The organism is Pseudomonas sp. 20P_3.2_Bac5 (genome assembly GCF_025466035.1).
In the GTDB taxonomy this organism is placed as follows: domain Bacteria; phylum Pseudomonadota; class Gammaproteobacteria; order Pseudomonadales; family Pseudomonadaceae; genus Aquipseudomonas.
In genome coordinates this window covers 1-10993 of the sequence record NZ_JANLOA010000022.1, presented here as the reverse complement: position 1 = coordinate 10993, position 10993 = coordinate 1, and the positions used below count along the sequence as shown (strand labels likewise).

The 10993-nt window shown below is 66.1% G+C and carries 8 protein-coding genes; 6 read left to right on the top strand and 2 right to left on the bottom strand.

Annotated elements, in window-relative coordinates; all coding sequences use genetic code 11:
- Window positions 1-25 precede the first annotated feature (25 nt).
- On the bottom strand, window positions 26-1246 hold the full coding sequence (gene mhpT / locus NTD88_RS04500; RefSeq protein WP_262191709.1) for a 3-(3-hydroxy-phenyl)propionate transporter MhpT: 1221 nt from the start codon (window positions 1244-1246) through the stop codon (window positions 26-28).
- Between the two features lie 403 nt (window positions 1247-1649).
- Here mhpT and NTD88_RS04495 point away from each other — a divergent pair, with 403 nt between their 5' ends.
- The gene (locus tag NTD88_RS04495) at window positions 1650-2858 is read left to right on the top strand and encodes an OprD family porin (RefSeq protein WP_262153773.1); all 1209 of its coding nucleotides are present in this window, start codon (window positions 1650-1652) and stop codon (window positions 2856-2858) included.
- Window positions 2859-2959: 101 nt separating this feature from the next.
- On the opposite strand, the gene NTD88_RS04490 is transcribed toward NTD88_RS04495, so the two are convergent.
- Complete coding sequence (locus NTD88_RS04490) at window positions 2960-3436, bottom strand: MarR family winged helix-turn-helix transcriptional regulator (protein WP_095157330.1); 477 nt, start codon at window positions 3434-3436, stop codon at window positions 2960-2962.
- Window positions 3437-3636: 200 nt separating this feature from the next.
- Here NTD88_RS04490 and NTD88_RS04485 point away from each other — a divergent pair, with 200 nt between their 5' ends.
- From NTD88_RS04485 to NTD88_RS04465, 5 genes are all read left to right on the top strand, one after another.
- On the top strand, window positions 3637-4467 hold the full coding sequence (locus tag NTD88_RS04485; protein ID WP_262153770.1) for a p-hydroxycinnamoyl CoA hydratase/lyase: 831 nt from the start codon (window positions 3637-3639) through the stop codon (window positions 4465-4467).
- 84 nt (window positions 4468-4551) lie between these two features.
- Entirely contained in the window at window positions 4552-6000 is a 1449-nt protein-coding gene (locus tag NTD88_RS04480; protein ID WP_262153769.1) for an aldehyde dehydrogenase, read from the top strand.
- A 117-nt stretch (window positions 6001-6117) separates the two neighbouring features.
- The gene (locus NTD88_RS04475) at window positions 6118-7959 is read left to right on the top strand and encodes a feruloyl-CoA synthase (protein WP_262153772.1); all 1842 of its coding nucleotides are present in this window, start codon (window positions 6118-6120) and stop codon (window positions 7957-7959) included.
- Window positions 7956-9197 carry a thiolase family protein gene (locus tag NTD88_RS04470; protein ID WP_262153768.1) on the top strand — a complete coding sequence of 414 codons (1242 nt, stop codon included), beginning with the start codon at window positions 7956-7958 and terminating at the stop codon, window positions 9195-9197. The genes NTD88_RS04475 and NTD88_RS04470 overlap by 4 nt, the downstream gene beginning before the upstream one ends.
- A gap of 8 nt (window positions 9198-9205) precedes the next feature.
- The gene (locus tag NTD88_RS04465) at window positions 9206-10960 is read left to right on the top strand and encodes an acyl-CoA dehydrogenase (protein WP_262153767.1); all 1755 of its coding nucleotides are present in this window, start codon (window positions 9206-9208) and stop codon (window positions 10958-10960) included.
- The last annotated feature ends 33 nt before the right edge of the window (window positions 10961-10993 follow it).

The window sequence follows — 10993 nt, the reverse complement described above, 5'->3', positions numbered from 1 at the left end:
GCTCGCGATCAGCGCCGAAGCGGTCTCAGGACCCAGCGTTCTGCACCGGCACCGCCGACCCGGCGCCGTCTCCCGAGCGCCGCAGCACATGCAGCACCGCCAGCGCCGCGACCACCAGGCCCGGCGAGGCCGCCAGCAACACGCCGGCAGTTCCGGCGCCCGCCGCCAGGATCTGCCCGGCCGCCAACGGCCCGCTGACTGAACCCAGGCGACCGATGGCGACCGCCGCGCCAACACCGGTGGCGCGCACGGCGGTCGGGTAAAGCGGCGGCGCCAGGGCGTAAAGCACCAGTTGCGCCGCCAGCACGAACAGCCCGGCGGCAAAGCCGGCGATGGCCATGGCCGTTACACCCACCGCCAGGCCCAGGCCCGCCAGTGCCACCAGCAGTCCGGCGTAGATGCACAGCGTGACCCGTACCGGATTGCCGCGGTCCAGCAGCACGCCGCCGAGCAGCGAACCCACTGCGCCGCCAATGTTGAACAGCATTTGCACCAGACCGGCTTCAGGCTTGCTGAAGCCCTGGCCGATCAGCAGTGACGGCAGCCAGTTGAGCAGCATGTACATCACGGTCAGGGTGAAGAAGTAACTCAGCCACAACATCAGCGTGGCGCTGCCGCGGCCGTCGCCGAACAGCGCGGTCGAGGTGGACGGCCGTTGCACCGGGCCGGCGGCACGCTGGAACGCACTCGATTCCGGCAGCAACACCAGCATCAGCGGCACGGCCAGCAAGGGCGCCAGGCCGCCGATGATGAACGTCATTTGCCAGTGGTCGTGGGCGAACATCGCCACCACCGCGGCCAGTGCGCCGCCCAGCGGCACGCCGGAATACATGATGCTGATGGCGGTGCTGCGGCGTTTTTCACCCACCGCCTCGGCGCACAGGGCGATGAGGTTGGGCAGGGCGGCGCCGAGGCCCAGGCCGGTCATCAGGCGCGCCAGCAGCAACTGGCTGTAGTCGCCGACGTAGGCCGTCCACAGGGAAAACACACCGAACAGGATGACCGCGGCCACCAGCACTTTCTTGCGCCCGATGCGGTCGGCCAGCCAGCCGCCGAAGAAGGCGCCCGGCAACAGGCCGATGATGCTCGCGCTGAACACCCAGCCGAGCATTTTCGGATCGAGTTCGAAACTCTGGCGCAGACCGGCGGCTGCGGTGCCGGCCGATTGCAGGTCGAAACCCTCGATCAGCGCGACGATGAAACACAAAGCGATTGTCAGCGTCGGACGACGCGATGAAGTGTCCATGGCATGGCCTCATTTCTTGTTGTTGTTTTGCTGCGTCGGTGATGTCCAACGCGAAAATAAGATTAACAAATATAACTAAATTTACAGCGCTTTTTTTCGCTGGCCTTTTAGCATCTGAAAGCGCTGTGCTAGACGCGCCGGGTAGGGGAAAGCAGCCTGCTCTGTACGAGATAGTTAATAAAATTAATGTTCGATTATCGGTCATTGGCCGTTGACGAGGCCTCAAGGGCTTTCCATTCTCCGCTGCGAGACGGCGCCTGACACGCTGTCTCGATGCCAAAAAAACAACAACAAGAGTGGACAACCCAACATGCATGAATGCGTTCGTGACACCCGCGCTACGCCCGGCTTCCTTGCGTCCGGCAGCCTCGCCCTGGCTGTCGCCCTGGCCAGCGGCCACACCATGGCCGCCGGCTTTTTTGAAGACAGCCACGCCACCCTCGGCCTGAAAAACTACTACCTCGACCGCGACTACAAGGACGGCGGCGCGAAGAGCGCGGCCCGCGAGTGGGCGCAGGGCTTCAACCTGAATATCGAATCGGGCTTTACCGAAGGGCCGCTGGGCTTCGGCCTGGATGCCCGTGGCCTGCTGGGGGTGAAACTGGACTCGGCGCCATCGCGCAGTGGCACCGAACTGTTGCCGGTCTCGAAAAGCGACGGCGTGGCCGCCGACGACTATTCGCGGCTGGCGCTGACCGCCAAGCTGCGTTTGAGCCAGAGCACGGTGAAGAGCGGCGACGTGATGATCTTCCTGCCGTTCGCCTTCGCCAGCCCTTCGCGCCTGCTGCCGCAGACCTTTCGCGGTACCACCCTGGTGTCGAAGGAGATCGACGGCCTGACGGTCAACGCCGGTTACCTCGACCGAATCAACAAGCGTGACTCCACCAGCTACGAGCGCATGGCGATTGCTTCGCCCAATGGCCGCTTCAAGGGCGCGCAAACTTCATCACACATGGCCTATGCCGGCGCCGACTACCAGCTCACCAAGGCCCTGGGCGTGCGTCTGTATCACGCCGAGCTTGAAGATCTTTACCAGCAGGACACCCTGGCCGCGCTGTACGAACAGGCCATCGGTGACGGCACGTTCAGCGCCGACCTGCGCAGCTTCTTCAGCCGCGAAGACGGCCAGGCGCGGGCCGGCGCGGTGGACAACCGCAACCTCTCGGCGCTGCTCAGTTACCGCCTGGGTGGGCACAAACTGGGGATTGGCTACATGCATTCAACGGGCGACACCGCCACGCCTTATGTCTCGGGCACCGAGTTGATGGGCATGAGCGAGCTGACCATGAGTTCGGACTTTCTCAACGCCAAGGAACGCACCTGGCAGGCGATCTACGACTACGACTTTGTCGCGGTCGGCGTGCCGGGGCTGAAGGGGCGGCTGCGCTATGTGCGCGGGGACCATATCGAACTGGCGTCGCTCAACGCCGACGATCGCAAGGAGCGCGAGTTTCAGATGGAACTGGGTTATGTGATCCAGAGCGGGCCGTTGAAGAACGTCGGGCTGCTGGCGCGCAAGTCGATCTACCGCAACGACTTCCCCACGGGTGCGGCGTTCCGCGATGAGAACCAGACCCGCTTCCTGGTCACCTACACGCTGCCGATCTGGTAAGGGGGCGATGCCCTGGGCTGGCGAGGGTCTCTGCGACGGCTTTGCCGTCGATCGCGGCTGAAGCCGCTCCTGCACAGTCCTCGCCAGTCAGCGGATTCTTGCTACTGATAAACCTTCTTCAACAACCGCAACAGCTCCGCGCGCTCGGCATCGTCGAGCGCCGCGGTGGCGTCGTGGTCGCTGTCGGAGGCGATCTGCTTGAGGTCCTTGAGCAGCGTCTCGCCGCTCTTGCTGAGGAAGATGCCGTAGGAGCGCTTGTCCGGTTTGCAACGGATACGCACCGCCAGCGCGCGTTCTTCCAGCTTGTTCAGCAGCGGCACCACCTGCGGCGGTTCGATGGCCAGGGCGCGGGCCAGGTCGGCCTGCATCAGGCCGGGATTCTGCTCGATGATCGCCAGCGCGGAGAACTGCGCGGGGCGCAGGTCATGCACCGCCAGGCGGCTGATCAGGTTCTGGAACAGCTTCAACTGGGCTCGGCGCAGGGCGTAACCGATCAGGTCTTCGAGGGACGCATCCAGCGCCGCAGCGGGGGCATCGGACTCGGGGAGGGTATCGGTTTTGCGGGCGGACCTTGCCATCGGGAAGCAGACTCCTTGAACCATGGATAAGAAAATTACCTAGTCTGCCTGCATGAGCCGCATCTGGCTAGCCAGGATTTACCAAGAGGCCAGCCCAAGAGGTCTACAAGAAAGATAATTTTCATAATAGTTAATTGACATAACTAATTTGCTCCATTAGCTTGCTGAACATCGCCCACGAACAACAAGAGTGCAAACACATGAGCAACTACGAAGGCCGCTGGACCACCGTCAAGGTCGAACTGGAATCCGGTATCGCCTGGGTCACCCTGAACCGCCCGGAAAAGCGCAACGCCATGAGCCCGACCCTCAACCGCGAGATGGTCGACGTGCTGGAAACCCTGGAGCAGGATCCTGAAGCCGGCGTGCTGGTGCTGACCGGTGCCGGCGAAGCCTGGACCGCCGGCATGGACCTCAAGGAATACTTCCGCGAAGTGGACGCCGGCCCGGAAATCCTCCAGGAAAAAATCCGCCGCGAAGCCTCGCAATGGCAATGGAAACTGCTGCGCATGTACGCCAAGCCGACCATCGCCATGGTCAACGGCTGGTGCTTCGGTGGCGGCTTCAGCCCGCTGGTGGCCTGTGACCTGGCCATCTGCGCCGACGAAGCCACCTTCGGCCTCTCGGAAATCAACTGGGGCATCCCGCCGGGCAACCTGGTGAGCAAGGCCATGGCCGACACCGTGGGCCATCGCCAGTCGCTGTACTACATCATGACCGGCAAGACCTTCGGCGGGCCGAAAGCTGCCGAGATGGGCCTGGTCAACGAAAGCGTGCCGCTGGCGCAACTGCGCGAAACCACTCGCGAACTGGCGCTGAACCTGCTGGAGAAAAACCCGGTGGTCCTGCGCGCCGCCAAGCATGGCTTCAAGCGCTGCCGCGAACTGACCTGGGAGCAGAACGAAGACTACCTGTACGCCAAGCTCGACCAGTCGCGCCTGCTGGACACCGAAGGCGGCCGCGAGCAGGGCATGAAGCAGTTCCTCGACGACAAGAGCATCAAGCCGGGCCTGCAGGCTTACAAGCGCTGAGCAGGATGGGCGGCGTCTGTGCGGCGCCGCCGGTTCGTGACAGTGTTTGGCAATTCCCGATAACGACAACAAAGAGGAATGACCATGTTGCAGGTGCCTTTACTGATTGGCGGGCGGTCGTGCCTCGCCAGTGATGGACGAACCTTCGAGCGGCGCAATCCGGTGACCGGCGAGGTGGTGTCGCAGGTCGCCGCCGCCACCCTCGACGATGCCGACGCCGCGGTCGCCGCTGCCCACGCTGCATTCCCGGCCTGGTCGCAACTGGCGCCCAACGAACGGCGCAGCCGTCTGCTGGCCGCCGCTGACGCCTTGCAGGCGCGGACCGGCGAATTCATCGCCGCCGCCGGCGAGACCGGGGCCATGGCCAACTGGTACGGCTTCAACGTCAAGCTGGCCGCGGGCATGCTGCGCGAAGCGGCATCCATGACCACCCAGATCGCCGGCGAGGTGATCCCCTCCGATGTGCCCGGCAGCTTCGCCATGGCAGTGCGTGCGCCGTGTGGCGTGGTGCTGGGCATCGCGCCGTGGAACGCGCCGGTGATCCTCGCCACCCGCGCCATCGCCATGCCGCTGGCCTGCGGCAACACCGTGGTGCTCAAGGCGTCGGAACTCAGCCCCGCAGTGCACCGGCTGATCGGCCAGGTGCTGCAGGATGCCGGCCTCGGCGACGGCGTGGTCAACGTCATCAGCAACGCCCCGGCTGACGCGCCGGCGATTGTCGAGCGGCTGATCGCCAACCCCGCCGTGCGCCGGGTCAACTTCACCGGCTCCACCCATGTCGGGCGTATCGTCGGCGAACTGGCGGCGCGGCACCTGAAGCCGGCGCTGCTGGAACTGGGCGGCAAGGCACCGTTCCTGGTGCTGGACGACGCCGACCTGGACGCCGCCGTCGAGGCCGCGGCCTTCGGCGCCTACTTCAACCAGGGGCAGATCTGCATGTCCACCGAGCGCCTGGTGCTGGACGAAGCCATCGCCGATGCCTTTGTCGACAAGCTCGCGGCCAAGGTTGCCGGGCTGCGTGCCGGTGATCCGCAAGACCCGGCTTCGGTGCTCGGTTCGCTGGTGGACAGCGGCGCCGGCGAGCGGATCAAGGCGCTGATCGATGACGCTGTGCAGAAGGGCGCGCGGCTGGTCTGCGGCGGCCAACTGGACGGCAGCATCCTGCAGCCGACCCTGCTCGACAACGTTGACGCGAGCATGCGCCTGTACCGCGAAGAGTCCTTCGGGCCGGTGGCGGTGGTGCTGCGCGGCGACGGCGACGAAGCCCTGCTGGCCCTGGCCAATGATTCGGAATTCGGCCTCTCGGCGGCGATCTTCAGTCGCGACACTTCGCGGGCGCTGGTCCTGGCCCAGCGCGTCGAATCGGGCATCTGCCATATCAACGGGCCGACCGTGCACGACGAGGCGCAGATGCCGTTCGGCGGCGTGAAATCCAGCGGCTACGGCAGCTTCGGCAGCCGCACGGCCATCGACCAGTTCACCCAACTGCGCTGGATCACCTTGCAGCACGGCCCGCGGCACTACCCGATCTGACACGTCGAGCAAGACCCGCCGCCTGGCGCATCCGGGCGGCGGCACGACAGACAACAAGAACAAGGAGCAACCTGCGTGAATTCCGAAGCCAGCCCACGGACGAACGCCCGTGCCGAAATGCCGCGCTACCGGCAGGTGTCCATCGGTCATCCCGAAGTGGCGGTGAGCGAGGTGGACGGCGTCCTGCGCATGCGTGCCATCGAACCCCTCGCGCCGCTCCCCGCGCGCCTGCTTGACCGCCTGCTGCACTGGGCCGAGGTGCGTCCGCAACAGACCTTTATCGCTGCCCGCCAGGGCGACGGCGCCTGGCGCGAGATCAGCTACGCCGAGATGCTCGGGCAGGTGCGGGCGATCGCTGCCGGCCTGCTGGACTTCGGCCTGTCCGCCGAGCGGCCGCTGGCGATCCTCTCGGGCAACGATATCGAGCACCTGCAGATTGCCCTCGGCGCCATGTACGCGGGCATTCCGTACTGCCCGGTATCGCCGGCCTACGCCTTGCTGTCCCAGGATTTCGCCAAGCTGCGGCATGTCTGCGACGTGCTGACGCCGGGCCTGGTGTTCGTCACCGACAGCCAACCGTTCCAGCGCGCCATCGACGCAGTGCTGGACGAATCCGTCGCAGTGATCAGCGTGCGCGGCACGCTGCCAGGCCGGCGCACGGTGGATTTCGCCAGCCTGCTGCAAAGCGGCGACCTGACCAAGGCCGATGCCGCCTTCGCCGCCACCGGCCCCGACACCATAGCCAAATTCCTCTTCACCTCCGGCTCGACCAAACTGCCGAAGGCGGTGATCACCACCCAGCGCATGCTCTGCGCCAACCAGCAAATGCTGTTGCAGACCTTCCCGGTGTTCGCCGAAGAGCCGCCGGTGCTGGTGGATTGGCTGCCGTGGAACCACACCTTCGGTGGCAGCCACAACCTCGGCATCGTCCTGTACAACGGCGGCAGCTTCTACCTCGACGCCGGCAAGCCGACGCCCCAGGGCTTCGCCGAAACCCTGCGCAACCTGCGCGAGATTTCCCCCACGGCCTACCTCACCGTGCCCAAGGGCTGGGAAGAACTGGTCAAGGCGCTGGAGCAGGACCGCGAGTTGCGCGACTGTTTCTTCGCTCGCATGAAGCTGTTCTTCTTCGCCGCCGCGGGCCTGTCGCAAAGCGTCTGGGACCGCCTCGACCGGGTCGCCGAGCAGCATTGCGGCGAACGCATCCGCATGATGGCCGGCCTCGGCATGACCGAAGCCTCGCCGTCCTGCACCTTCACCACCGGGCCGCTGTCCATGGCCGGCTACATCGGCCTGCCGGCGCCGGGTTGCGAAGTGAAGCTGGTGCCGGTGGGCGACAAACTGGAAGGGCGCTTCCGCGGCCCGCACATCATGCCCGGCTACTGGCGCGCGGCGCAGCAGACTGCCGAGGTGTTCGACGAGGAAGGTTTCTATTGCTCGGGCGACGCCCTGAAGCTCGCCGACCCACGCCAGAGCCAGCTTGGTCTGATGTTCGACGGGCGCATTGCCGAAGACTTCAAGCTGTCTTCCGGGGTCTTCGTCAGCGTCGGCCCGCTGCGCAACCGCGCGGTGCTGGAAGGCTCGCCTTATGTGCAAGACATCGTGGTCGCCGCGCCGGACCGTGAGTGCCTGGGCATCCTGGTGTTTGCGCGGCTGCCGGAGTGTCGGCAACTGGCCGGGTTGGGGGAGGGTGTGAGCGACGCCGAGGTGCTCGGCAGCGCGGCGGTGCGCACCTGGTTCGCCGGCTGGCTGGAGCGCCTGAACCGCGACGCCCAAGGTAACGCCAGCCGCATCGAATGGCTGGCGCTGATGGAAGAAGCACCGTCGATCGACCTCGGCGAAATCACCGACAAGGGCTCGATCAACCAGCGCGCCGTGTTGCAGCGCCGGGCGGCGCAGGTCGAGGCGCTGTACCGCGGCGAGGACGCGAGCATGCTCCGCGCCCAGGTGCGGCCATGAGCGGCGGCGGGTTGTGCAGCCGCTTCGAGGACGCGGCGATTGTCGAGATCGTGCGCACGCCGTGGACCGATCTTGGCGGCGCGCTGGCGCAGGTGTCGCCCATCGACCTGGGGATCAAGGCCGGGCGTGAGGTGCTGGCCCGTGCCGGGGTCGATCCGGCCACGGTGGACAGCGTGCTCGGCGGCAGCATGGCCCAGGCCAGTTTCGACGCCTACATGCTGCCGCGGCATATCGGCCTGTACAGCGGCGTGCCGCAAAGCGTACCGGCGCTGGCCGTGCAACGCATCTGCGGCACCGGCCTGGAGCTGCTGCGCCAGGCTGGCGAACAACTGCACAGCGGCGTGGAGCAGGTGCTGTGCGTGGGCGCCGAATCCATGTCGCGCAACCCGATTGCCGCCTACGAACACCGCGGCGGTTTCCGTCTCGGCGCGCCCGTGGGCTTCAAGGATTTTCTCTGGGAAGCGCTGTACGACCCGGCGGCCGGGGTGGACATGATCGGCACCGCGGAAAACCTCGCCCGCGAGTACGGCCTGAGCCGCGACGCGGTGGATGCCTGGGCCCTGCGCAGCCACCAGCGCGCTCTGGAAGCCCAGGCGGCGGGCTGGTTCGACGAGGAAATCGTCAGCGTCCGCAGCGAAACCTTCGAAGCCGAAGAGTGCCTGCCGCGCAGCATCGAGCTGCCTCGCGGTGTCAGCGTGGTGGATCGCGACAGCCATCCACGGCCCACCGACAGCGCCGCCCTGGCTCGCCTTCGCGCAGTACACAGCGGTGGCGTGCAGACCGCCGGCAACAGTTGCGCGGTGGTGGATGGCGCGGCGGCGGCGTTGGTCTGCCGTTATTCGGCTTGTTCCACGCCGCCGCTGGCGCGTTTGCTGATGGTCACGGCGGTGGGGGTTGCGCCGGGCACCATGGGCATCGGCCCGGCGCCGGCGATTCGCCTGCTGCTGGAGCGCAGCGGTTTGCGCCTGGAGCAGATCGACCGCTTCGAAATCAACGAGGCCCAGGCCGCCCAGGTGCTGGCCGTTGTTCAGGCGCTGGAGCTGGATCCGCAGCGGCTGAACGTGCACGGCGGCTCCATCGCCCTCGGCCATCCGTTGGCAGCCACCGGCCTGCGCCTGGTGCAGACCCTGGCCCGGCAACTGCGCCGCGACAACCTGCGCTATGGCATCGCTGCCGCCTGTATCGGCGGCGGGCAGGGCATGGCGCTGCTGATCGAAAACCCGCACTTCACAGGATGAGGTCACGCATGGCCTACAAGGCGCCGTTGGGCGATATGCAATTCGTGCTGCAACACTGGCTGCGGGTCGAGCAAGACTGGCAGGCGCTGCCGGCCTACGCCGAGGTCGATCTGGAACTGGCGATGCAGGTGCTGGAAGAAGCCGCGCGTTTTACCGGCGAAGTGCTGGCGCCGTTGAACGGGCCGGGTGATCGCCAGGGCTGCCGCTTCAGCGACGGTGAAGTGCACACGCCCGAGGGCTTCGCCGCTGCGTATCGCGCCTACGTCGACGGCGGCTGGCCGGCGCTGGCCTGCGATCCGCAGTTGGACGGGCAGGGCCTGCCGCAGGTGCTCGACGCGGCCTTGCAGGAAATGCTCTACGCCAGCAACCACGCCTGGGCCATGTACACCGGCATCGCCCATGGCGCTTACCTGTGCCTCAAGACCCACGCCTCTGCGGCGCTTCAGCAGCGCTACCTGCCGGGCATCATCAGCGGCGAAACGCTGCCGACCATGTGCCTGACCGAGCCCCAGGCCGGCAGCGATATCGGCCTGCTGCGCAGCCGCGCCGAACCCTTGGCCGATGGCAGCTACAGCGTCAGCGGCAACAAGCTATTCATCTCCGGCGGCGAACACGACCTGACCCACGACATCCTGCATCTGGTGCTGGCGCGCCTGCCGGATGCGCCGCAGGGCAGTCGCGGGCTGTCCTTGCTGCTGGTGCCTAAATGGCTCGACGACGGCCAGCGCAACAGCGTTTATTGCGACGGCCTTGAACACAAACTGGGCATTCGCGGCAGCGCCACCTGCGCGTTGCGTTTCGATCAGGCCAAGGGCTGGCTGGTGGGCGAGGCCCACGGCGGGCTGGCGGCGATGTTCGTGATGATGAATTCGGCCAGGTTGCATGTCGGCCTGCAAGGCCTCGGGCATGCCGAAGCGGCCTGGCAGAGCGCCCGCGACTATGCCCTGGAACGCCGGCAGATGCGGGCGCCGCGGCGTCCCGAACAGGTGCCGGCCGCAGCGGCGGACCCCATCCACCTGCACCCGGCGATGCGCCGCGTCCTGCTGGAGCTGCGGGTGCGCAGCGAAGGCATGCGTGCCCTTGGTTACTGGGCGGCGCACTGGCTGGATATCGCCAGCGAATCCGCCGACCCGGCGCAGCGCGCCAAGGCCGGGCAACTGGCGGCGTTGCTCACGCCGATCGTCAAAGCCAGTTTTACCGAACAGGGTTTCAGCCTCGCGAGCAAGGCGCTGCAGGTGTTTGGCGGTTATGGCTACACGGGTGAATTCCCCATTGAGCAGACCTTGCGCGATAGCCGCATTGCGATGATCTACGAGGGCAGCAACGAGATTCAGGCCAACGACCTGCTGCTGCGCAAAGTGCTGGGGGATGGGGGGGAAGCGTTTGGCGTGCTGTTGGGTGAGTTGCGCGCCGAGGTTGCGGCGGGGCGGGCGTCCAGCGTGGTGTTTGCTGATGCGTTGGGTGAGGTGTGCGAGCGGCTTGAAGCCTTGCTGCCTGAGGTTCGCGGGTTCAGTGCGGAAGACAGTGAATACCCGTATCGCGCTGCCGGTGATTTCCTCCAGCTCTGCGCCACCAGCCTGCTGGCGTTCGCCTGGGCGCGCAGTGCCCGCTGTGTGGCGGGGTTGGCGGAGGATGATCCGTTGCGTCGGGAAAAGCTGGAAAGTGCGGGTTTCTGTTTTGATTATCTGTTGCCGGATTTTGATCGGCAGCTTGCCGGGGTTCGGGCGGCGCGGTTGCCGTTGCCGTTTGTTGGAGGAGAGTGAGTTTTCAGCGTCCTTGAGATCGAGCACCGCTTA

Coding starts and splice junctions, on each gene's coding strand:
- mhpT (WP_262191709.1), bottom strand. CDS start 1,246: ATGGACACTTCATCGCGTCGTCCGACGCTGACAATCGCTTTGTGTTTC.
- NTD88_RS04495 (WP_262153773.1), top strand. CDS start 1,650: ATGGCCGCCGGCTTTTTTGAAGACAGCCACGCCACCCTCGGCCTGAAA.
- NTD88_RS04490 (WP_095157330.1), bottom strand. CDS start 3,436: ATGGCAAGGTCCGCCCGCAAAACCGATACCCTCCCCGAGTCCGATGCC.
- NTD88_RS04485 (WP_262153770.1), top strand. CDS start 3,637: ATGAGCAACTACGAAGGCCGCTGGACCACCGTCAAGGTCGAACTGGAA.
- NTD88_RS04480 (WP_262153769.1), top strand. CDS start 4,552: ATGTTGCAGGTGCCTTTACTGATTGGCGGGCGGTCGTGCCTCGCCAGT.
- NTD88_RS04475 (WP_262153772.1), top strand. CDS start 6,118: ATGCCGCGCTACCGGCAGGTGTCCATCGGTCATCCCGAAGTGGCGGTG.
- NTD88_RS04470 (WP_262153768.1), top strand. CDS start 7,956: ATGAGCGGCGGCGGGTTGTGCAGCCGCTTCGAGGACGCGGCGATTGTC.
- NTD88_RS04465 (WP_262153767.1), top strand. CDS start 9,206: ATGGCCTACAAGGCGCCGTTGGGCGATATGCAATTCGTGCTGCAACAC.